We start from the raw sequence: 21187 nt of genomic DNA, 5'->3' as shown, positions 1-21187 counted from the left end.
ACTCGGACGGTGCCCCTCAACGAGATCATCTCGGCGCTTTCGCGCGCCTCCACGTTCGACGACGCACTGGCGTACGCGGTGCGCGACGCCGACTTCTCCGTCACCGACGGCCTCCGGGTCCCGCTGCTCGCGGGGCTGCTCGAGCGCCGGGCGGAGGCGGGCCGCCCGCAGGCCGCGCTCGTCGTGACCGCGACGGGCCGCGACTCCGAGAACATCCGCGCCTCGCTCAGCTGCGTGATGCCCGACGCCGACGTCGTCGAGTTCCCCGCGTGGGAGACGCTGCCGCACGAACGGCTGAGCCCGAGCGCCGAGATCGTCGGCCGCCGCCTCGACGCGCTGCGGCGCATGAAGACCTGGACGGCCGAGAAGCCGCTGGTCGTCGTCGCCTCCGTCCGGGCCGCCCTGCAGCCGGTCGCCGACAACCTCGCCGACATCGCGCCGATCCGCCTGGTGAAGGGCACGCGCGGCTACGACCTCGGCCGCATCTCGGCCGAGCTGGTCGACCTCGCCTACGCGCGCGTCGACATGGTCACGCGGCGCGGCGAGTTCGCCGTCCGCGGCGGCATCCTCGACGTCTTCCCCGCCGTGGCCGAGCACCCGAGCCGCATCGACTTCTTCGGCGACGAGGTCGACTCGATCCGCGCCTTCTCGGTGGCCGACCAGCGCTCGCTGCCCGGCGAGTCCGACTCCGTCGTGCTGCCGCCCAGCCGCGAGCTGCTGCTCGTCCCGGCGGTCCGCCAGCGTGCACGCGAGATGCTGCACGAGTTCCCGAGCCTCTCGGCCATGCTCGCGAAGATCGCCGAGGGCATCCCCGTGGAGGGCATGGAGTCGCTCGCGCCGGCGCTGCTCGAGCGCCTGGTGCCGATCTCGCACTACCTCCCCGAGGGCGCGGCGGTGGCCGTGCTGGCCCCCGAGCGCGTCGCCACCCGCGCCATCAGCCTCGCCGAGACGAACCGCGAGTTCCTCCAGGCCGCCTGGAGCGCCGCGACCGCCGGAGCCGAGGCGCCGATCGACCTCGCCTCGGGCGAGTTCATCCCGCTGGGCGCCCTGCGCGACTCGGTGAAGTTCAGCGCCCCCGGCGCCGCCGCTCCCGACCACCCGTGGTGGACCATGAGCACCTTCCGCCAGGGCCCCGCCGCGGGCGAGGCCGAGGTTCTCCCCGAGGACCTGGGCATCGACGAGATCCTCGCCGTCCGCGTCGAGGGCGAGCCCGTGCCCGGCTTCGGCGCCAACGTCGAGGGAGCGCTCGCGCACGTCCGCTCGCGCCTCGCCGACGGCTGGACCGTCGTTCTGACCGCGCCCGGCACGGGCACCGTCGAGCGCACCGATCAGGTGCTCGCCGAGCACGAGGTCGCGGCACGCATCGTCGCCGATCTGCCCGGCGAGGTCGAGTCCGGTCTCGCCTACGTGCTCCAGGCGTCCGTCGACCACGGCTTCGAGGTCCCGGAGGCGAAGCTCGCGCTGCTCACCGACACCGAGTTCTACGGACGCACCGTCGGCTACGACTCCCGCGCCGTCAAGAAGCTCGCGTCGCGCCGCAAGAACGTCGTCGATCCGCTGCAGCTCACCCCCGGCGACCACGTCGTGCACGCCACGCACGGCATCGGGCGCTTCGTCGAGCTCTCGCAGCGCGAGGTCTCGAGCGGCGGACGCAACGCGGTGAAGACCAAGCGCGAGTACCTCGTGCTCGAGTACGCGCCGAGCAAGCGCGGCTTCCCCGGCGACAAGCTCCTGGTGCCCACCGATCAGCTCGACCTGCTCTCGCGCTACGTCGGCGGAGAGGCGCCGGCGCTGAGCAAGATGGGCGGCAGCGACTGGGCCCAGGCCAAGAGCAAGGCGCGCCGCGCCGTCCGCGACATCGCCGTCGAGCTCGTGAAGCTCTACTCCGCCCGCATGGCGTCGCCCGGCCACGCGTTCCCGCCGGACACCCCGTGGCAGCGCGAGCTCGAAGAGGCGTTCCCCTTCGCCGAGACGCCCGACCAGCTGACCGTGATCGACGAGGTGAAGGCCGACATGGAGCGGCCGATCCCGATGGACCGCCTGCTCTCGGGCGACGTGGGCTTCGGCAAGACCGAGGTCGCCGTGCGCGCCGCGTTCAAGGCGATCCAGGACGGCAAGCAGGTCGCGATGCTCGTGCCGACGACGCTGCTCGTGCGCCAGCACCTCGAGACCTTCCAGGAGCGCTTCGCCGGATTCCCGGTGCACCTGCGCGCCCTGAGCCGCTTCCAGAGCGCGAAGGAGTCGAAGGAGACGATCGACGGACTGGCCGACGGCACCGTCGACATGGTCATCGCGACCCACCGCCTCCTCTCGGACAACATCGTCTTCAAAGACCTCGGCCTCCTCGTGATCGACGAGGAGCAGCGCTTCGGCGTCGAGCACAAGGAGAAGCTGAAGGCGCTGAAGAAGAACGTCGACATCCTCTCGATGAGCGCGACCCCCATCCCGCGCACCCTCGAGATGGCCGTCACGGGCATCCGCGAGATGTCGACGCTGGCGACCCCGCCCGAGGAGCGGCACCCGATCCTCACCTTCGTCGGTCCCTACTCCGAGAAGCAGGTCGGCGCCGCGATCCGCCGCGAGCTGCTCCGCGAGGGCCAGGTGTTCTTCGTGCACAACCGCGTCTCGACGATCAACCGCGTGGCCTCCCAGCTCGCCGAGCTGGTGCCGGAGGCGCGCATCGCGGTGGCGCACGGCAAGCTGAGCGAGGCGCAGCTCGAGCGCATCATCGTCGACTTCTGGGAGCGCAAGTTCGACGTCCTCGTCTCGACGACCATCGTCGAGACCGGCCTCGACATCCCGAACGCGAATACCCTGATCGTCGATCGGGCCGACAAGTACGGGCTCTCGCAGCTCCACCAGCTGCGCGGACGCGTGGGTCGCGGCCGCGAGCGCGCCTACGCCTACCTGCTCTACGACGAGACGAAGCCGCTCAGCGAGACGGCGCACGACCGTCTGCAGACCCTCGCCGCCAACACCGATCTCGGCGGCGGCATGCAGATCGCGCTGAAAGACCTCGAGATCCGCGGAGCGGGCAACCTGCTCGGCGGCGAGCAGTCCGGCCACATCCAGGGCGTCGGCTTCGACCTCTACCTGCGGATGATCGGCGAGGCCGTCGACACCTTCCGCGGCGACGTCGCCGAGGGCCAGACCGAGCTGCGGCTCGAGCTGCCGGTCGACGCGCGGATCCCCGAGGAGTACGTCGACAGCGAGCGGCTGCGCCTCGAGGCGTACCAGAAGCTCTCGGCCGCGTCGTCGCCCACCGCGAAGGAGGGCAGCGTCGAGCTGGTCGTCGAGGAGCTCACCGACCGCTACGGCGAGCTGCCCGAGGCGGTCGAGAACCTGATCCTCGTGTCACGCCTGCGGATGCGCGCCCAGAAGGCCGGGCTCAGCGACGTCGTCGCGATGGGCTCGAACGTCCGGGTCGCCCCGGCGCATCTCGCCGACTCGATCCAGGTCCGGCTGCGCCGGATGTACCCGAGCGCCAAGTACCTGCAGCAGGCGAACGCCGTGGTCGTGCCGATGCCCGTCATCGATGGCGTCCCGCTCAACGACCGCGCGCTCATCGACTGGGTCGCGAACCTGCTCGAGGCGCTCTTCCCCGAGCCGGCCGCGGTCGCGAGCTGACCGACCCCGAACGAAGGATCCACGATGACCGCACCCGCCGACCACTCCGTTCCGCCGCGCGTCCCCGCGCCCGACGAGCCGAGCATCCCCGAGCTCGAGGACGACGAGACGATCGCACCGCGCCCCGAGGAGGAGGTCGCCGACCTCGGCCGAGCCGAGCCCGACCTCGACGACCACTCCTAGCCCGACGACTCTCCGTGAGAGGCCACTTCAGCACGCGACGCGTACCGGAGTGGCCTCTCGCGGCGGTCGTCAGTGCCCGAAGTGCGCCCGGACCTCCGCCTTCCAGCGGTCGCGGTCCTCGGCCGAGATGAACGCGGCGTCGAACGAGTTCAGTGCGAGCTGCTCGAGCTGCTCGTCGTCCATGCCGAGCTCCTCGACCAGCGCGCGGTAGTTCGCGTCGACGTAGCCGCCGAAGTAGGGCGGGTCGTCGCTCGACACCGTCGCGACGAGTCCCTGGCGCAGCATCTCGGGCAGCGGGTGGTCCTTCATCGTGTCCACCGCGCGCAGCGCCACGTTCGACAGCGGGCACACGGTGACCGGCACCTTCTGCACCCGCAGCATCGTCACGACGGCGGGGTCCTCCATCGCGCGGATCCCGTGGTCGATCCGCTCGACCTTCAGGAGCTCGAGGGTCGCGGCCACGGTCTCGGGCCCGCCCTCCTCACCGGCGTGGGCGACGAGGTGCAGCCCTTCGGCCGCGGCCCGCGCGTAGACGTCGACGAACAGCTCCGGTCCGAAGCCGACCTCGTTCGAGTCGAGCCCGACTCCGATGATGTGCTCGCGGTAGGGGAGGATCGCCGTCAGCATCTCGTCGGCCGCCTCGGCGCCCAGATCGCGCAGGAAGCACATGATGAGGTCGGTCGAGATCCCGTGCGTCTCCAGGCTCGCCCCGAGCGCGCGCGTGAGTCCGGCCATGACCGTCTCGAGCGCGACTCCGTTGCCCAGGTGCGTCTGCGGGTCGAAGAAGATCTCGGCGCGCCGCACGTTCGCGAGCTTCGCGCGGTCGAGGTAGCCGGTGGCCAGCTCGAAGAAGTCGCGCTCGGTCTTCAGCACGGTGAGGTTCGAGTAGTGCAGGTCGAGGAACGAGCCGAGGTCCGTGAACGCGTACCGGGCGCGGAGGGCGTCGATGTCCTCCGTCGGCAGCGCGACCCCGTTGCGGCGTGCCATCTCGACGATGTGCTCGGGCTCGATGGTGCCCTCGATGTGGATGTGCAGCTCGGCGCTCGGCGGCGCTCCTCGATCGAGGGGAGTGGTGTCGGGCACGGTGATCCTGTTCCGGGTCGCCGGATGCGCCCCGCGGTGACCCTAGCCGCGTCGTGTTACGCGCCGATGACCGGCGGATGTGGACTCCGCTGGCCGACGGATGCGGCGTGCGCAGTCCGCCGACAGGATGGGGGCATGCCGCTGCTCGCCCGCCGCCGCCGCTCCGCACCCGCGCCTGTGAGCGCTCCGCTCGTCCGACTCCGAGAGGTCGCCGTGCGGACGGCCGAGGCCGAGCTGCTCGCACCGCTCTCGCTGGAGGTCGAGCCGGGCGAGGTCGTCGCCGTCACGGGCCCCAACGGCAGCGGGAAGACGACCCTGCTCCGCGTGATCGCCGGGCTCACCGCTCCCACCGCCGGCACCGCCGAGGTCGCGGGCGCTCCGGTCGACGAGCGCTCCCGCGAGCACCGGCGCCGCGTCGCCGCTCTCGTCGGCACCCCGCCGTTCGAGCGCGACCTCACCCTCGAGGAGCACCTCGCGATGGTCGCGCTGTCGTGGGGTGCGACGCTCGACGCAGCCCGCGAGGGTGCCGTCCAGGGCCTCGACTCCCTCAGACTCCTGGCCCTCGCCCGCCGCTTCCCGCACGAGCTCTCCTCGGGCCAGACCCAGCTCTTCTCCCTCGCGCTCGTGCTCGCCCGACCGAGCGAGGTGCTCCTGCTCGACGAGCCGGAGCAGCGTCTCGACGTCGACCGCGTGCCGCTCGCGGTCGAGGTGCTGCGCGAGGCGGCACGCGATCGCGCGGTGCTCATCGCCACGCACAGCCCACTGGTGACCGACGGCCTCGCCACGCGCGAGCTCCGGCTGGGTCGCCGATGAACCGGATCCGCGCGGTCCGCGCCCTGCACCGCTCCCGGTCCGATCATCGAGACCACGCCTACTCCGGCTACCTCGCCGCCCTCACCGTGCTGGTCGTCGTGCTGCCCGTGCTGCGCGCCCTCGCGCTGCTCGCCGGCGATCCGGCTCCGGCGCTCGCGGGCCTCGAGCTGCCGGTGGTCGTCGGAGTCGTCGCCGGACTGCTCCTGCCCGCCGCGGTCCTCCTGGGCCGGGTCCGCGGCCCGGCGGTCGACGAGCCGCATCCCACCGCCGTGCTCCTCGACACCGACCTGCCCCGGCGCCTCGTCCTCCGCCGCCCCGTCGCGCTGTCGAGCGCGTCCGTCGTGCTCGCCGGCACCGGTGGCGCCGTCCTGATCGCGGTCGCGACGGAGTCGTCCCTGCCGCTCGCCGCCGGTGCGGGAGCCGCGGGCGCGGCGGTCCTCGCGGTCGCGTGGCTCGCCGGCGAGTGCCTCCCGCCGCGCTGGTCCGCCGGACTGGCCGCGGCGACGGCCCTCGCGGTGCTGCTGCCCGTCGGGCCGGGAGTCGTCGTCTCGGCCGCGCTCACCGGGTCGGACCTCTCCGCCGCGATCGCACTCGCCCTGTCCGCCTCCCTCGCGCTGGCGATGGTGCCGCGTCTGCTCGACGCCGTGCGCGGGCCGCTCGTGCTCGCCCAGTCCCGGCAGTGGCGTGCGACGCGCGACCGCGGTGCGATCGGCGAGGTCGCCGACGCGCTCGAGGGCTACCGGGCCCGCCCGCGCCGCCTCCGCGGGCTCTCCGCCGTGCGGATCGCACCGTTCGTCCTCGCCGTGCCGGTCCGCGACGCCGTGGGCGCGCTGCGCACGCCGGGCCGCTCTCTCGCGGGGGCTGCGGCCCTCGCCGCCGCCGGAGTCGCGCTCGCCGCGGCCGCCGTGGCGCCCCCGTCGCAGCTCGCCCTGCCCGCGGTGCTCGCCGGCGTCCTCGCGTACTGCGGAGCAGGTGTCTGGAGCGACGGCTTCCGGCACGCCGCCGCGACCGCCGGACAGCCCGCGCTCCTCGCCCCCGCCCCGCTCGACCTGCTCCTCCTGCACGGGATCCTGCCGCTCGTGCTGGCGGTCGGCCTGGTCGTCCTCGCCGCCGTCCTCGCCTCCGGCCCGTGGGCACCCGCCGCGGCCGTGGCCGTCGTCGCGGTCGCGGCGCGCGCGATGGACGCGACACGAGGCCCGCTGCCCCCGTCCCTGCTCGGCCCGGTCCCGCTCCCGATCGGCGACGGCGCGGGGGCCGTCGTGCTGCTCTGGAACCTGGCCGGCGTGCTCGTGACGGGCGCTGCGGCCGTCGGAGTCGCGGCCGCCCCGGGTCTCGTCGCCGCTGTGCCGCCCGTGGTGCTCGCCTGCCTGCTCACCGCGCGGCGCCGCCTCGCCCGAGCCTGAGGAGCGCCGTCGGCCGCGGATGCGAGGATGGCCGGGTGACCGCGCATCCCCGGCTCGACGAGCTCATCCGCACCGTCCACGTCCTCCGCGCTCCGGGCGGCTGCCCGTGGGACGCCGAGCAGACCCACGAGTCGCTCGTGCGCTACCTGATCGAGGAGTCGCACGAACTCGTCGACGCCATCGAGGCGGGCGACCGGGACGACCTGATCGAGGAGCTGGGCGACGTGCTCTACCAGGTGCTCTTCCACGCCGATCTCGCCGCCGACGGAGCAGAGCCCTTCACGATCGAGGACGTCGCGGCGCACATGAACGCCAAGATGATCGGCCGCCACCCGCACGTCTTCGGCGACGCGACCGCCGAGACCGCCGACGACGTGATCGCGGTCTGGGACGAGCTGAAGCGGACCGAGAAGCCGCACCGCACCAGTGTCCTCGACGGCATCCCGCAGGGCATGCCCGCGCTCGCCCTCGCCGACAAGGTGATCGGCAAGGCGACGACCCTCGGCATCGTCGACGCGGGGGAGGGGCCGCTGCCGATCGAGTCCGAGGACGACTTAGGCCCCCTGCTGCTCGCGATCGTCGCCTCCGCTCGGGCGCAGGGCCTGGACGCCGAGCGGGCCCTCCGCACCGCGACCCGCGACCTGCAGGACGAGATCCGGGCCGTCGAGCGCGAGCGCGCCGCCGACTAGCCGCGGTCACGCGACGCGGCGCCCCTTCGGCAGCCGCGCCGCCGGCGTGGCCGTCCGCCGGATCGCTCCGAGCACCAGTCCGACCGCGAGCACCAGTTGCAGAGCGAGGCCGACGAACCACGACGGCACCGTCTCGGCGAACGTCTCCGCGGGCCCGCGGTACCCCTGCTCCGACGCCCCGGTGCAGTCGATCTCGACCTCCAGTTCCGGCGGGATCTGCGCCTGGCGGACCCCGAGCGCGATGCTCCCGAACAGGTCGGAGGGCTGCCCGTAGGCATCGAGCTGCGGAGGCACCGCGTCGGCGAGGACGACGAACGGATTGAGTGCCAGCAGCCCCCAGTAGTAGTCGTAGCGCGGAGTGACGCTGTCGTATGCCGAGCCGCACGAGGGATCGGGGTTCCCCTCGCCGTCGACGAAGACGGTGCGGGTCTCGGACGTCGTCACCGTCGTCAGGAGGCCGAACGCGATCAGCGATCCGACGCTCAGCGCTGCGACCACGAGGTAGGTAGTGACCACCGACATCAGCGGCCGGTCGAGGATCCCGCTGAGCCCCACTCCGATCGCCGCGACCACTCCGAGCTGCACGGCCAGCACGAGCACCGAGACGAGCGCCGAGACCGCCGAGACGCCGCCCACCAGCACCGCCACGAGCAGGAACGGCAGTGTGCTGACGAGGAACGCGAGGGCGACCAGCCAGGCCGAGGCGAGCTTGCCGAGCACGAGCTGCGGAGTGGTCAGGAGCGTCACCTGCATCGTCGCCAGCGTTCCCGCGTCGCGCTCGCCGTTGATCGCGGCGCCGGACAGCGCGGGCGTGACCAGGCTGCCCAGCAGCAGCACGAAGTAGACGAGGACGGAGTAGATCCAGCCGCCGACCTGGGCGCCGCTGCCCGACAGGACGCCGCTCGCGACGACGAGGAGCCCGGTGACGGCTCCGACCAGCAGGAAGAACAGTCCGAGCAGCACGAAGGACGAGACGCCGCGGACGCGCTGGGCGAGCTCGAGTCGGACGACGAGGCCCGCGCCCCGGAGGAACGGCAGCGCGCGGACGGCCTCGGGAGCGGTCGTCGTGGTCATCGTGTCGACTCCTCGGTGCTCGATCGCCGCAGGTCGGCGAAGGTGTGCTCGAGCTCCCCGACGGCCGGGGCGAAGCGGCTGACCGCGACCCCCGCGCCGACGAGCGCGGCGAGGAGGGCCGCCGCGGCCGCGTCGTCGGCGACGGGCACGAGCACCGCGTCGCGATCCTCCCGGGCGGTGGCGCCCGTCACCCGCGCGACGAGGCCGGCGAGCTCGCGCCCGCCGATCGACACCGCCTCGATGCGCCAGGTGCGGAGCGATCCGGCCGCGTGCGAGACCGCCTCCTGCGTCGCCGTGGTGCCGGAGTCGAGGAACACGGCCGCATCGGCCATCTCGTCGAGCTCGGCGAGCACGTGGCCGGAGACGAGCACCGTCCGTCCCTCGCCCGCGAGCCGCAGGACCAGGTCGCGCAGAGCGATCCGCGCGCCGGGATCCAGGCCGGAGGCGGGCTCGTCGAGCACGAGGACGGCGGGGTCGTGCACGAGCGCCCGCGCGAGGCTCAGGCGCTGCTTCTGCCCGCGAGACAGCACGCGCGTGGGACGGTCGGCGAGCTCGACCAGATCGACCAGGCCGAGCAGCTCGTCGGCGCGCGCCTCGGCGTCGGCGCGGGGCAGTCCGTAGAGCATGCCGGTGGTGCGCAGCGTCGCCCGCGAGGTCAGAGCCGCCCAGGAGCCGAGCACGTCGGGCATCCAGCCGAGCGATGCGCGCACGGCGGCCGGCTCGGCGACCGGGTCGTGCCCGGCCACGAGCAGTCGGCCCGCGTCGGGCCGGAGGAGCGTGGCGAGCAGGAGCATGAGCGTGGTCTTGCCCGCGCCGTTGGGGCCGACCAGCGCGGTCACCTCGCCGGGGCGCGCTTCGAAGGTCGCGTTCCGCACGGCGTGCACGGACCCGAAGGAGCGCGAGACGCCCTCGGCGACGATGCCGCCGATCCCGGATCCGGCGCGGAAACCGCGCGGCACGGACTCGGGCCCGTCGTCGTAGCGGGCGAACCCGTCCTGGTCGAAGTCGTGCTGGTCCGCGTGCATCCGGTCCCCGTCCGTCGCCGCCCGGAGGTCCCCTCGACCGTCCGGGCGCGGCGAGCCTAGCCGACGTCCGTGTCGGACGGCTCGGCGGCGCCGGGCGCGCGTCCGGTGGTCTGGGAGAATCGTCCCCATGGCCTCCTCGATCACCCCGCCCCGCGGCATGCGCGACTTCCTCCCGGCCGACAAGGCGAAGCGCGAGCACGCGCTCTCGGTGATCCGCCGGGTCTACGCGTCGCACGGCTTCGACGAGATCGAGACCCCCGTCGTCGAGGACTTCGAGCGCCTGCACTCGGGACTCGGCGGCGACAACGAGAAGCTCGCCTTCAGCGTGCTGCGCCGCGGTCTCTCGCACGAGGACCTCACGGCCGCCGCCGACTCCGACGACCCGTCGGCGCTCGCCGACCTGGGGCTCCGCTTCGACCTCACGGTTCCGCTCGCCCGCTTCTACGCGACGCACCGCGCCGAGCTCCCCACCGTCTTCCGCTCGGTGCAGATCGCTCCGGTCTGGCGCGCAGAGCGGCCGCAGAAGGGCCGCTACCGCCAGTTCGTGCAGTGCGACATCGACATCATCGGAGAGCCCGGCCAGCTGGCAGAGGTCGAGCTGATCACGGCGACCGCGTCGGCGCTCGACACGCTGGGCCTGCGCGACTGCACCATCCGCATCAACGACCGCCGCCTCCTCCTGGGCATCCTCGAGCACTGCGGATTCGCTCCCGAGCGATTCCCGCAGGCCCTGATCTCGATCGACAAGCTTGACAAGATCGGAGCGGCGGGCGTCGTCGCCGAGCTCGACGCCGACGGTCCCGACGCCGCGGCCGTGCTCGGCGGCTACCTCGCGCGCATCGAGGACGCCGTCGCCGCAGGGGGAGTGCCGATGGAGGAGTCCGCGATCCTCGCCATCCTGCCCGAGGGCGTGGACCCCGAGGCGGTGCTGGCCCTCGAGACCCTGGCCCGCGCGCTGCGCTCCCTCCCGGAGGGCGTCTCCCTCCGCTTCGACCCCACGCTCGTGCGGGGCATGGGCTACTACACCGGCACGATCTTCGAGATCGCGCACCCGTCCTCCGGCTCCTCGGTCGGCGGAGGCGGCCGCTACGACGGCATGATCGGCCGGTTCCTGGGCCAGGACGTCCCCGCCTGCGGCTTCTCGATCGGCTTCGAGCGCATCGTCGAGCTGATCGACGTGCCCGTCGCCGAGCGCCCCGACGCGGTGGTGCTCGTCCACGAGCGCGACGCCGCACCGGAGGCGCTGCTCGCGCTGAAGCAGGCGCTGATCGCCCAGGGCTCCCGGGTCCGGCTGGAGCGCCGCAGCAAGAACCTCACTCCGCTGCTCGACCGCGCGACGGCCGCGGGCTTCACCCGCTTCGCCCTCGTGCCCCGGGAAGCGGCCGGGCTCGACTCCCTGTCGTTCAAGCCCCTGGGCTGAGCGCGCGGGGCCTGAGAGTCGTCTCACCCGATCCGCCGGAGTCGGCGCGTTCTGTGGCGCGATCCTTGGCGGATCCGTGAGAGCCTTAATACCCGCGAAATCTGCGGACACACCCGAGAAATCTCCCGAGGATAGCGTCGAGGCACCCGATCGGCGCGACTTGGCGCGCCTGGACGGGTACCACGCCGCCACCCGCGCACCACAGCAGCAGCATCACCGCGGCCGCGTCCTGCAGCCCGACGATCTCGACCCGAGGAGTCCCCTTTGACCCTGTCGCCCTTCCGCACCCCGGCCTTCGACCGCCGCAGCCTCCTCCGCATGGCGGGGGTCGCCGGCCTCGCGATCGGCGGCGCGTCCGTCCTCGCCTCCTGCGCCTCCGACTCCTCGGCCTCCACCGGCGGGTCCGGCGAGGGTGGGGACCTCGGCACCCTGAAGGTCCAGCTCTCCTGGATCAAGAACGAGGAGTTCTCGGGCGAGTTCTTCGCCGACTCCAAGGGCTACTACACCGACGCCGGCCTCTCGGGAGTGACCCTGACCGCGGGCCCCTCGACCGGCACCGCCGAGCTGCTCTCGGGCTCCGCCGATGTCGCGCTGAGCGACGCCGTCTCGGTCGGCACCGTGATCGCCCAGCAGGAGGCGCCGCTGAAGATCATCGGCGCGACCTTCCAGAAGAACCCCTTCACGGTCCTCTCCATCGCGACCGCGGGCAACATCGCGACCCCGGCCGACATGGCCGGCAAGAAGATCGGCGTCCAGGCGTCGAACACCTCGCTGTTCCAGGCGCTCCTCGCCGCCAACGGGCTCTCGGAGTCGGACCTCACCGTCGTCCCCGTCGAGTACGACCCCTCGGTCCTCATCAACGGCACGGTCGACGGCTTCATCGCCTACCTGACCAACGAGTCGATCACCGTCGCGAACGAGGGCTACGAGGTCGTCAACCTGCCCTTCGCCGACAACGGGCTCCCGTTCGTCGCCGAGACCTTCACGGTCACCGACCAGACGATCGCGGAGAAGCGCGACGCGGTCAAGGCGTTCCTCGTCGCGGAGATCAAGGGCTGGTCCGACGCGGTCAAGGACCCGGAGGCGGGCGCGATGCTCGCCATCGAGGACTACGGCAAGGACCTCGGCCTCGACGAGGCCTCCTCGAAGGAGGGCGCCACGATCCAGGCCGAGCAGCTCGTCGTCTCGGACGACACCGTCGCCAACGGCCTCTTCACGATCTCGGACGAGCTGCAGAGCGAGACCATCGCGTCCCTCGCCGGCGCCGGCATCGACATCTCGGCGGACGACCTCTTCGACATGACCCTCCTCGCCGAGGTCTACGAGGAGAACCCCGAGCTCGTCGACTACACCGCCTGATCCGGCACTGATCCACCTCCACGAAGGGCACCACCCGTGACCGACACGACCGACGCCGGCATCCTGCGCGAGCAGGATGCCGGCGGCACCGGCATCCAGATCCACGGCCTGTCGAAGACGTTCCGGATGGGCGCCCGCAGCGTCACGGCGCTGCAGGACACCGATCTGCACACCGATCAGGGCAGCTTCCTCGCACTGCTGGGCCCCTCGGGGTGCGGCAAGTCGACGATCCTCCGCATCCTCGCGGGGCTGGAGGAGCCGACGTCCGGCTCCATCCGCGTCGACGGCCGCACCCCGAAGGAGCTGCGCCGCGACAACAAGCTCGGCATCGCCTTCCAGGACCACGCGCTCCTCCCGTGGCGCAGCGTCATGTCGAACATCCGCCTCCCGTTCGAGATCGCGGGCAAGTCGGTCGACCAGTCCTACATCGACGAGCTCATCGACCTCGTCGGCCTCCGCGGGTTCGAGAAGGCCAAGCCCGCGCAGCTCTCGGGAGGCATGCGCCAGCGCGTCTCGATCGCGCGTTGCCTCATCCTCAAGCCCGAGGTGCTCCTGCTCGACGAGCCGTTCGGCGCGCTCGACGACATGACGCGGCAGAAGCTCAACCTCGAGCTGCTGCGCATCTGGACCGAGAAGCCCGCCACCACGCTGCTCGTCACGCACGGCATCTCGGAGGCGATCTTCCTGTCCGACCGCGTCGCCGTCATGAGCCCGCGGCCGGGTCGGGTGAAGGAGATCATCGACATCGACCTCCCGCGCCCGCGCACCCCCGAGATGCAGCGCACGCCCGAGTTCCACGCGTACGTCGACCAGGCGTCCGAGCTCCTGTTCGGCGACGGCGGCGCGGCCGCCGACGACCACTAGGAGGGCCGCATGGCCACGGCTTCCCCCGCTCCCGCCGTCGAGCGGCGCTCCTTCTCGCTCCCGCCCTGGGCCGCCGGGCTCCTCGGCGTGCTGGGCATCGTCGCCGTCTGGTGGGTGATCGCGCTCGTCAGCGCGCCGACCGGCTCCTCGACCTACGCCGTGGTGCCCACTCCGGTGCAGGTCGTGCAGGTGGCGATCGACGACGGATTCGGCTTCTACTGGCGCAACTTCTCCGTCACGATCGGCGAGGCGGCGGTCGGCTACTTCTGGGGCAACCTCCTCGCCCTGGTGCTCTCGGCTCTCGTCCTCGTCGTGCCGTGGCTGGAGGGGGTCGTGTCGCAGCTCGCGGTCGTCACCTACTGCGTCCCGATCGTCGCCATCGGCACGCTCGTCCTCCTCATCATGGGCGGCGCCGAGGCTCCCGGTCTGCCCAGCGCGACCGCGGTGTTCCTCGCCGGCCTCTCCGTCTTCTTCACCACCGTGGTCGGCAGCCTCCTGGGGCTGAAAGCCGCCGACAAGGCATCGCTCGACGTGGTCACGGTCTACGGAGGCACGAAGTTCACGCAGCTGCGCAAGGTGCGGATCATCGCGGCGCTCCCCAACATCCTGTCGGCGCTGCAGATCGCGGTCCCCGCGGCCTTCCTCGGCGCGATCCTGGGGGAGTACTTCGGCAAGATCGAGACCGGCGTCGGGCCGATCCTGGTCGCCGCGCAGGTCTCGCTCAACTCGCCCCGCGTCTGGGCGCTCTTCCTGCTCTGCGCGGGCGTCGCGCTCCTGGGCTACGGCATCGTCGGACTGATCGGCCGCCTCGTCGCGCCCTGGTCCTCCGGAAAGCAGGCGTGATCATGACCCTCACCCGAGGCAGGACCGAGCAGTCCACCGAGACGTCGATCCTCGCGGTCGACGAGCTCCGCCGTCAGCTGCGCTCCGCCGCACTCGGAGCGACCCTCAAGAGCCTGCGCAAGAGCGCCCTGATCGCGCTGTCGACGATCGTGATCGTCCTCGCGATCTGGATCGGCGTCATCCTCTTCAGCGGCGTCTCGCCCTACGTCATCAAGGGCCCGTGGGACGTCTGGGACCACCTGGTCGCCGGCGAGAGCGCGGCCGAGCACCGCGCCGAACTGGGAGCGCTCTTCGCGGTCACCCTCTGGGACTCCTTCATCGGCTTCGCCGCGGGACTCGTGGTGGCGATCCTCGTCGCGATCCTCTTCCGGCTGTCCAAGGGCGTCGAGCACGCCCTCATGCCGTTCGCTCTCCTGCTGCGCTCGGTGCCGCTCATCGCGATGGCGCCGCTGATCATCCTGGTCTTCGGCCGGGGCACGATCGCCTCCGTCGCCGTCGTCGGCGGCATCGTGGTGCTGTTCCCCGCGCTGGTCACCATCGCGTTCGGCCTGAACAACGCGTCGCCGCAGATGCTCGACGTGGTCTCGGTCTACGGAGGATCCACCCTCACCGCGATCCGCAAGGTCGCGATCCCCGGCGCCCTCCCGTCGCTGTTCGCCGCGATCCGGGTCTCGGTGCCCGGCGCCATCACGGGCGCCCTGCTGGCCGAGTGGCTGTCGACCGGCAACGGCATCGGCGGCTCGATCTCGGCCTGGTCGGCGCAGGCCCGCTTCGACGACGTCTGGTCGGCGGTCGTGCTCGTCACCGGCGTCTCGCTGGTGCTCTACATGGTCGTGCAGGTCGTCGAGACCTTCGTGCTCTCGCGGATGTCGCTCTCGCTGAACTGAGGCGGGCGCGCGGGGTCAGACGGTGACGAGCGCGTCCACCCGGCTGCCCGCGAGCAGCTCGCGGCCGCCGAGGCCGTCGAGCTCCATCACCACGGCGATGCCCTCGAGGCTCCAGCCGGCCCGCTCGATGAGGCGGCGGCTCGCGTCGAGGGTGCCGCCGGTCGCGAGCACGTCGTCGACGAGCAGGAGGCGCGCGCCCTTCGGCGCCGCGTCCTCGTGCACCTCGAGCGTGGTCGTGCCGTACTCGAGCGTCGCGTCCTCGCGCAGGAGGGCGCGGGGGAGCTTGCCGGGCTTGCGGATGGTGACGACGCCGAGGCCGGCCGAGTAGGCGGCCGCCGCTGCGAGCAGGAAGCCGCGGGCCTCCACTCCGGCGATCGCGTCGATCCGGCCGCGGTAGGGCTCGAGCAGGGCGTCGGCGACCGCCCGCAGCGCCTCGCCGTCGCCGAAGACGGGAGTGAGATCGCGGAACAGGATGCCCGGCTCGGGGAAGTCCGGGACGACCTCCGTGAGGCGCTCGACGAGGGCGGCGGCGGTGCTGGTCACGGGATCCTCCGGGAGGCTCGGGCGGCGCGGTGCGCCGGCGTGGGGCGCCGTCGCCGCCGGCTCGGGTTCAGGGCCCTGGAAGTCTACGCACGCCCGGCGTTCCCCTCCCGTTCGAAGGCGGTCAGTAGACTCCTTCCCGACCGCTCCCACCCTCCGGGAGCGCACCCGTCAAGAGGAGATAGTTGTGGCCCTTATCGAGGCAGTCGTCGCCCGAGAAATTCTGGACTCCCGTGGCAACCCCACGGTCGAGGTCGAGGTCCTGCTCGAGGACGGCGCGTCCTCGCGTGCGGCCGTGCCGTCGGGCGCGTCCACCGGGGCCTTCGAGGCCTACGAGCTGCGCGACGGCGACTCCGAGCGCTACCTCGGCAAGGGCGTGCAGAAGGCCGTCGACGCCGTCATCGACGAGATCGGCCCGGCCATCGAGGGCTTCGACGCCACCGACCAGCGCCTCGTCGACGCCGAGCTGATCGAGCTCGACGGCACCGAGAACAAGTCGCGCCTGGGCGCGAACGCGATCCTGGGCGTCAGCCTCGCCGTCGCGAAGGCCGCCGCGCAGTCGGCCGACCTCGACCTCTTCCGCTACGTCGGCGGCCCGAACGCGCACACCCTGCCCGTGCCGCTGATGAACATCATCAACGGAGGCGCGCACGCCGACACCGGCGTCGACATCCAGGAGTTCATGGCGGTGCCGCTCGGCGCCGAGTCCTTCTCGGAGGGCCTGCGCTGGGGCGTCGAGATCTACCACGCCCTCAAGGCGCAGCTGAAGAAGGCCGGCTTCGCCACGGGCCTGGGCGACGAGGGCGGCTTCGCCCCCGACCTGCCCACCAACCGCGAGGCGCTCGACTTCATCCTCAAGGCCGTCGAGGCGGCCGGCTTCACGCCCGGCAAGGACATCGGACTCGCGCTCGACGTGGCCTCCTCCGAGTTCTACAACGACGGCGCCTACACGTTCGAGGGCAAGAAGCTCACCGCGGAGGAGCTCTCGGCGTACTACGCGGACCTCGTCGCGAACTACCCGCTGGTCTCCATCGAGGACCCGCTGGACGAGGACGACTGGGCCGGCTGGACCCACCTCACCGCCGAGATCGGCGACAAGGTGCAGCTCGTCGGAGACGACCTCTACGTCACGAACCCCGTGCGCCTGGCCCGCGGCATCGCCGAGAAGGCCGGCAACTCGATCCTCGTGAAGGTCAACCAGATCGGCACGCTCACCGAGACGCTCGACGCCGTGGCCCTCGCCCAGCGCAGCGGCATGACCGCGATCCTCTCGCACCGCTCCGGCGAGACCGAGGACACCACCATCGCCGACCTCGCGGTCGCGGTGGACGGCGGCCAGATCAAGACGGGCGCCCCGGCCCGCTCGGACCGAGTCGCGAAGTACAACCAGCTGCTGCGCATCGAGGAGATCCTGGGAGGTGCGGCGACCTACGCGGGTCGCTCCGCCTTCCCGCGCTTCTCGGCGTAGCCTCGGCCGACGGCCCCGGTCGTCCCGCACCTCGGTGCGGGCACCGGGGCCGCTCCCGTTCCCCGCCCGTCCCGCCCACCGCGATCGAGGAGGCACCGCCATGGCCCGCCCGCCCCGCCGACCCTCCGCGCCCGGCTCCGCGCCCCGGCGTCCCGAGCCGGAGACGACCGCGGCCCCGGTGAAGCCCGGCGGGAAGAAGCCTTCCCCGTCCTCCGGTCCGGCGGCCGGCTCCTCCACCGGGGCGAAGCGCAGCGGCTCCTCGAGCCGCACCGGATCCCGCCCCGGCACCCCCCGCGCGGGCGGCTCCCGCCCCGCCCGGCCGAAGCAGCCTCCAGCGCCGCCCTCGTCGGCGTGGGTCGCCGGCGTCCGCGGCTCCGGATTCACGCTCCTGATCATGGGCATCCTGATCCTGGCGGTCGTCGTGCTCGCGCCGAGCATCAAGACCTTCGTCGAGCAGCGCGCCGAGATCGCCGAGCTCCAGCGCACCGTCGACGAGGCGAAGACGCAGTCGCAGAACCTCGACGAGCAGCGCACGCGCTGGTCCGACCCCGCCTTCATCCGTGCGCAGGCCCGCGAGCGGCTCTACTTCGTCATGCCGGGCGAGGTCAGCTACCTGGTGCTCGACGACATCGCCGTCGCCCAGCAGGCGGAGCAGCCGGCGAGCGACTCCGTGCAGCAGACGCCGACCGACTGGGCGGGCGCGCTGCTGTCCTCGATCGCGGTCGCCGGCCTCGGCGAGCCGACGGTCGACGAGCTCGCGCCGGCCGAGGAGCCCGCCCCGGCTCCCGCGGCCACCCCCGCACCCTGACCGCCCCGGCGTAGACTGGACCGTTCCGTCCGGTCCGACGTCCCCTGGAGCCCCCGTGACCACGCCCCCCTTCGACCCGCCCACCGAGCGCGACGTCGCCGTCGTCTCCGCCCAGCTGGGGCGTCCCGCCCGCGACGTGGTCGGCATCAGCGCGCGCTGCGTGTGCGGGAACCCGACGGTCGTCTCGACGAGTCCGCGGCTCGCCGACGGCACGCCGTTCCCGACCTTCTACTACCTCACCCACCCCGCCGCGACGGCCGCGATCTCGCAGCTCGAGGCGACCCAGGTGATGGCCGAGTACAACGAGCTCCTCGCCGAGGACGAGCAGGTGCGCGAGGCGTACGCCGCCGCGCACCGCGCGTTCCTGGCCGACCGCGAGAGCGTCGGCTCCGTGCCCGAGATCGCGGGCATCTCCTCCGGCGGCATGCCCGCCCGGGTCAAGTGCCTGCACGCGCTGGCGGCGCACTCGCTCGCGGCCGGTCCCGGAGTGAACCCGATCGGCGATCTCGCGCTCGCGCGGGCCGACTGGTCGCCCGAGCGCTGCGTCTGCCGCCCGTTCGAGCCCGACGGGGCCTGAGCGCTCGATCCCGCCGCCCGGGAACGCCCCGGTCGGCCTGCACTTCGCTAGACTTCCGATTCGTCGGGGTCAGTGCTGCCACCCGCCGTCGAGAGCGGGCACTTCGCGAGTAGTAGGGTGTTCGCACAGTCCATCCCTCTGGAGAGTTCACCGTGCCCAAAATCCTCATCGTCGGTGGCGGCTACGCCGGTTTCTACACCGCGTGGAAGCTCGAGAAGTACCTGCGCGCCGGCGAGGCCGAGGTGACGATCGTCGACCCGCTGCCCTACATGGCCTACCTGCCCTTCCTCCCGGAGGTGGCCGCCGGCTCGATCGAGCCGCGTCACGCCATCGTGTCGCTCCGCCGTCACCTGAAGAAGACCGCGATCCTCGCCGCGAAGGTCACGAAGATCGACCACGCCGCGAAGACCGCCGTGATCACTCCGACCGTGGGCGAGCCCTACGACTTCGAGTACGACCAGATCGTCATCACCGCCGGATCCGTCTCGCGCACCTTCCCGATCCCGGGCGTCGCCGACAACGCGATCGGCCTCAAGACGATCGAGGAGGCGACCGCGATCCGCGACCGCATCCTCACCAACTTCGACAAGGCGGCCACGCTCCCCGCCGGCCCCGAGCGCTCGCGCCTGCTGACCGTCACGGTCGTCGGCGGCGGCTTCGCCGGCATCGAGGTCTTCGCCGAGCTCCGCTCCTTCGCGAGCGCCCTGCTCAAGCGCTACCCCGAGATCGACTTCGAGGAGACGCAGTTCCACCTCGTCGAGGCGATGGGCCGCATCATGCCCGAGGTCGCCCTCGAGACGAGCCACTGGGTGCTGAAGAACCTCGACCAGCGCGGAGCGACGGTCCACCTCGACACGCAGCTCAAGTCGGCAGAGGGCGGCGTCATCGAGCTCTCGACCGGCCAGACCTTCGAGTCCGACCTGATCATCTGGACCGCCGGCGTCATGGCGAACCCGTCGATCAAGAACTCCGACCTCCCGATCGAGGAGCGCGGGCGCCTGCGCGTGCGCCCCGACCTCCGCGTCGGCCACGACGACGTGCTCGTCGAGGGCGCCTGGGGCGCGGGCGACGCGACCGCGGTGCCCGACCTCACCGGAGGCGGTGTCGGCGGCTACTGCGTGCCGAACGCCCAGCACGCGGTGCGCCAGGGCAAGCTCATGGCCAAGAACATCGTGGCGGTCCTCCGCGGCGAGAAGCCGAAGGACTACTTCCACAAGAACGTCGGAGCGGTCGCCGGTCTCGGCATCGGCGTCGGCGTCTTCCAGTCCGGCAAGATCGCGATCAAGGGCTTCCCGGCCTGGGTCATGCACCGCGGCTACCACGGCCTGGCGATGCCCTCGTGGGAGCGCAAGTTCCGCGTGGTGTGGGGCTGGTGGAACAACCTCTGGCTCGGCCGCGACATCGCCTCGATCGAGGCCCGCGAGTACCCGCGCGGCTCCTTCGAGACCTACGCGTCGCGCCCCAAGCCGGCTCCGGCCGCGGCCGCTCCGGCCGCAGGAACCCCCGGCCCCGCCGGTGCGCCTGTCACGGTCGGCGGAGAGCCCGCGAAGTCCTGACCCCGCTCTCGCGGGGCGCGTGATCGCGCCCCGCGGAAGCCGCCCCCATAGCCCAATCGGCAGAGGCAGACGACTTAAAATCGTCTCAGTCTGGGTTCGAGTCCCAGTGGGGGCACCTCGTGAACGAGCGTCGAGCGCTCAGGCCGCTCGGGCGTGCTCGCTCCGCAGCCGAGCCGGGTCGGCCAGGAACCTGGCGGCGAGCACCTCGGTGATCTCGCCGGGGGTGCAGTCGGCGCAGAGGACCATCAGGTCCTCGGGGAAGGCCTCGTCCGCTCCGGAGCGATCGAGGACGACGGCATCGGTTCCACAGCTGCTGCATTCGATCATGCGGGTACCGTACGTCCGACCTCCGACATCCGGACCGAGTGGCCCGGCGGGTCCCGCGATCCGCAGGAGGAGTACGCCCGCGGCTACCGGTCGGTGCGGACCCCGTCAATCCCCGATCCGGCGCCGGCGGCTCGAATAGAGTCGTGGCCAGGCGGTTCCTCTGCCGGGATCGCGCGTGCGCCGTCCCCGCGGAAGCCGGAACCGTCCGTATCATCGGAGGGCGAGGTCGTACGGCCCCGTCCTCTTCTCGTGCCGCAGGGCACCGTACCGCACCGCCCGGAGACGGGTGGCAGGAGACCTCCATGGGGAAGCTGCTCTACGGCGCCTCGGGCGTCGAGATCGAATTCGACGACCGCACGCTGACGCACGTCCAGATCGTCATCGCGAACAAGCTGCGCCGTCGCGAGAGCTTCTTCTTCTCCTGGCGCGACGACCCGGCCGTGGGCGACGGCCGCTCGAGCATCTGGCTCGATCCCTCCGTGCCCCTCTACTTCAAGTACTTCGGCGGCCGCGTGCCCTCGATCAACCGCACCTGGATCGACCTCCTCACGGCGTCGGCCAACTCCTCCGGCGGACTGCAGCTCGTGCAGGAGCCGGACGCCGCGCCCACGCCGCCCCCGAAGGGCGAGCAGGGCCCGTAA

General features: G+C 72.3%; 20 protein-coding genes and 1 tRNA gene. 16 read left to right on the top strand and 5 right to left on the bottom strand.

The genetic code is table 11. The features are described 5' to 3' along the window. Positions 1-9: 9 nt before the first annotated feature. Both mfd and C1I63_RS19855 read left to right on the top strand, forming a co-directional pair. On the top strand, positions 10-3627 hold the full coding sequence (mfd, locus tag C1I63_RS17170) for a transcription-repair coupling factor (protein WP_055793736.1): 3618 nt from the start codon (positions 10-12) through the stop codon (positions 3625-3627). A 24-nt stretch (positions 3628-3651) separates the two neighbouring features. Next, positions 3652-3810: a hypothetical protein gene (locus C1I63_RS19855; RefSeq protein WP_157603191.1), complete on the top strand. Its 159-nt coding sequence runs from the start codon at positions 3652-3654 to the stop codon at positions 3808-3810. 69 nt (positions 3811-3879) lie between these two features. Here the strand turns inward: C1I63_RS19855 and C1I63_RS17165 are convergent, their stop codons facing one another. Continuing rightward, positions 3880-4893 carry an adenosine deaminase gene (locus C1I63_RS17165; protein ID WP_107575547.1) on the bottom strand — a complete coding sequence of 338 codons (1014 nt, stop codon included), beginning with the start codon at positions 4891-4893 and terminating at the stop codon, positions 3880-3882. Positions 4894-5028: 135 nt separating this feature from the next. On the opposite strand from C1I63_RS17165, the gene C1I63_RS17160 reads away from it, so the two are divergent. From C1I63_RS17160 to C1I63_RS17150, 3 genes are read left to right on the top strand one after another with little or no spacing between them, the layout of a single operon-like run. Beyond that, on the top strand, positions 5029-5706 hold the full coding sequence (locus C1I63_RS17160) for an ABC transporter ATP-binding protein (protein WP_170116407.1): 678 nt from the start codon (positions 5029-5031) through the stop codon (positions 5704-5706). Continuing rightward, positions 5703-7109: a hypothetical protein gene (locus tag C1I63_RS17155; RefSeq protein ID WP_107575545.1), complete on the top strand. Its 1407-nt coding sequence runs from the start codon at positions 5703-5705 to the stop codon at positions 7107-7109. The genes C1I63_RS17160 and C1I63_RS17155 overlap by 4 nt, the downstream gene beginning before the upstream one ends. Positions 7110-7144: 35 nt before the next feature. After that, the gene (locus tag C1I63_RS17150; protein WP_173892346.1) at positions 7145-7798 is read left to right on the top strand and encodes a nucleoside triphosphate pyrophosphohydrolase; all 654 of its coding nucleotides are present in this window, start codon (positions 7145-7147) and stop codon (positions 7796-7798) included. Between the two features lie 6 nt (positions 7799-7804). Here the strand turns inward: C1I63_RS17150 and C1I63_RS17145 are convergent, their stop codons facing one another. Both C1I63_RS17145 and C1I63_RS17140 read right to left on the bottom strand, forming a co-directional pair. Further along, positions 7805-8872 (bottom strand): ABC transporter permease, encoded by a 1068-nt coding sequence (locus C1I63_RS17145; protein ID WP_243591689.1) that lies wholly within the window; start codon positions 8870-8872, stop codon positions 7805-7807. Beyond that, entirely contained in the window at positions 8869-9897 is a 1029-nt protein-coding gene (locus C1I63_RS17140; protein WP_107575544.1) for an ABC transporter ATP-binding protein, read from the bottom strand. Before C1I63_RS17140 ends, C1I63_RS17145 begins: the two co-directional genes overlap by 4 nt. 127 nt (positions 9898-10024) lie before the next feature. On the opposite strand from C1I63_RS17140, the gene hisS reads away from it, so the two are divergent. The 5 genes from hisS to C1I63_RS17115 all read left to right on the top strand — a co-directional run bounded on the left by hisS (position 10025) and on the right by C1I63_RS17115 (position 15270). Then, on the top strand, positions 10025-11317 hold the full coding sequence (gene hisS / locus C1I63_RS17135; protein WP_107575543.1) for a histidine--tRNA ligase: 1293 nt from the start codon (positions 10025-10027) through the stop codon (positions 11315-11317). A 264-nt stretch (positions 11318-11581) separates the two neighbouring features. After that, complete coding sequence (locus C1I63_RS17130) at positions 11582-12676, top strand: ABC transporter substrate-binding protein (RefSeq protein WP_235577269.1); 1095 nt, start codon at positions 11582-11584, stop codon at positions 12674-12676. A gap of 126 nt (positions 12677-12802) precedes the next feature. Then, positions 12803-13540, top strand: a complete 738-nt coding sequence (locus C1I63_RS17125; RefSeq protein ID WP_082481620.1) for an ABC transporter ATP-binding protein — start codon at positions 12803-12805, stop codon at positions 13538-13540. A gap of 9 nt (positions 13541-13549) precedes the next feature. Beyond that, on the top strand, positions 13550-14383 hold the full coding sequence (locus C1I63_RS17120) for an ABC transporter permease (RefSeq protein WP_055793724.1): 834 nt from the start codon (positions 13550-13552) through the stop codon (positions 14381-14383). A gap of 2 nt (positions 14384-14385) precedes the next feature. Then, a complete protein-coding gene (locus C1I63_RS17115) occupies positions 14386-15270 on the top strand; it encodes an ABC transporter permease (RefSeq protein WP_107575935.1) in 885 nt (294 codons plus the stop codon). Positions 15271-15285: 15 nt separating this feature from the next. Here the strand turns inward: C1I63_RS17115 and C1I63_RS17110 are convergent, their stop codons facing one another. Then, positions 15286-15813 carry an adenine phosphoribosyltransferase gene (locus C1I63_RS17110; RefSeq protein WP_055793721.1) on the bottom strand — a complete coding sequence of 176 codons (528 nt, stop codon included), beginning with the start codon at positions 15811-15813 and terminating at the stop codon, positions 15286-15288. A gap of 184 nt (positions 15814-15997) precedes the next feature. Between C1I63_RS17110 and eno the strand changes: the two genes are divergently transcribed. The 5 genes from eno (at position 15998) to C1I63_RS17085 (ending at position 20334) form a co-directional block, all read left to right on the top strand. Further along, entirely contained in the window at positions 15998-17278 is a 1281-nt protein-coding gene (gene eno, locus C1I63_RS17105) for a phosphopyruvate hydratase (RefSeq protein WP_055793720.1), read from the top strand. Between the two features lie 100 nt (positions 17279-17378). Continuing rightward, positions 17379-18086, top strand: a complete 708-nt coding sequence (locus C1I63_RS20165; protein ID WP_243591685.1) for an FtsB family cell division protein — start codon at positions 17379-17381, stop codon at positions 18084-18086. Positions 18087-18141: 55 nt separating this feature from the next. Beyond that, entirely contained in the window at positions 18142-18663 is a 522-nt protein-coding gene (locus C1I63_RS17095; protein WP_055793716.1) for a DUF501 domain-containing protein, read from the top strand. A gap of 152 nt (positions 18664-18815) precedes the next feature. Beyond that, positions 18816-20219 carry an NAD(P)/FAD-dependent oxidoreductase gene (locus tag C1I63_RS17090; protein WP_107575542.1) on the top strand — a complete coding sequence of 468 codons (1404 nt, stop codon included), beginning with the start codon at positions 18816-18818 and terminating at the stop codon, positions 20217-20219. A gap of 41 nt (positions 20220-20260) precedes the next feature. Continuing rightward, positions 20261-20334: transfer RNA gene (locus tag C1I63_RS17085), tRNA-Leu, on the top strand. 23 nt (positions 20335-20357) lie between these two features. Here C1I63_RS17085 and C1I63_RS17080 read toward each other — a convergent pair. Further along, the gene (locus C1I63_RS17080) at positions 20358-20546 is read right to left on the bottom strand and encodes a hypothetical protein (protein ID WP_055793714.1); all 189 of its coding nucleotides are present in this window, start codon (positions 20544-20546) and stop codon (positions 20358-20360) included. Positions 20547-20848: 302 nt separating this feature from the next. Here C1I63_RS17080 and C1I63_RS17075 point away from each other — a divergent pair, with 302 nt between their 5' ends. Next, positions 20849-21187, top strand: a complete 339-nt coding sequence (locus C1I63_RS17075) for a DUF7882 family protein (RefSeq protein ID WP_055793712.1) — start codon at positions 20849-20851, stop codon at positions 21185-21187.

Origin of the sequence: Rathayibacter caricis DSM 15933 (genome assembly GCF_003044275.1) — a bacterium.
Taxonomy (GTDB): Bacteria; Actinomycetota; Actinomycetes; order Actinomycetales; family Microbacteriaceae; genus Rathayibacter; species Rathayibacter caricis.
Note: the sequence above shows the minus strand (reverse complement) of the source record. Positions and strands in the feature narration are given on the sequence as shown.

Excerpts from the sequence above, each read along its gene's own strand:
- C1I63_RS19855 (WP_157603191.1), top strand. The coding sequence starts at position 3,652 with ATGACCGCACCCGCCGACCACTCCGTTCCGCCGCGCGTCCCCGCGCCC.
- C1I63_RS17160 (WP_170116407.1), top strand. The coding sequence starts at position 5,029 with ATGCCGCTGCTCGCCCGCCGCCGCCGCTCCGCACCCGCGCCTGTGAGC.
- C1I63_RS17155 (WP_107575545.1), top strand. The coding sequence starts at position 5,703 with ATGAACCGGATCCGCGCGGTCCGCGCCCTGCACCGCTCCCGGTCCGAT.
- C1I63_RS17145 (WP_243591689.1), bottom strand. The coding sequence starts at position 8,872 with ATGACCACGACGACCGCTCCCGAGGCCGTCCGCGCGCTGCCGTTCCTC.
- C1I63_RS17140 (WP_107575544.1), bottom strand. The coding sequence starts at position 9,897 with ATGCACGCGGACCAGCACGACTTCGACCAGGACGGGTTCGCCCGCTAC.
- hisS (WP_107575543.1), top strand. The coding sequence starts at position 10,025 with ATGGCCTCCTCGATCACCCCGCCCCGCGGCATGCGCGACTTCCTCCCG.
- C1I63_RS17125 (WP_082481620.1), top strand. The coding sequence starts at position 12,803 with ATGGGCGCCCGCAGCGTCACGGCGCTGCAGGACACCGATCTGCACACC.
- C1I63_RS17120 (WP_055793724.1), top strand. The coding sequence starts at position 13,550 with ATGGCCACGGCTTCCCCCGCTCCCGCCGTCGAGCGGCGCTCCTTCTCG.
- C1I63_RS17115 (WP_107575935.1), top strand. The coding sequence starts at position 14,386 with ATGACCCTCACCCGAGGCAGGACCGAGCAGTCCACCGAGACGTCGATC.
- C1I63_RS20165 (WP_243591685.1), top strand. The coding sequence starts at position 17,379 with ATGGCCCGCCCGCCCCGCCGACCCTCCGCGCCCGGCTCCGCGCCCCGG.
- C1I63_RS17080 (WP_055793714.1), bottom strand. The coding sequence starts at position 20,546 with ATGATCGAATGCAGCAGCTGTGGAACCGATGCCGTCGTCCTCGATCGC.
- C1I63_RS17075 (WP_055793712.1), top strand. The coding sequence starts at position 20,849 with ATGGGGAAGCTGCTCTACGGCGCCTCGGGCGTCGAGATCGAATTCGAC.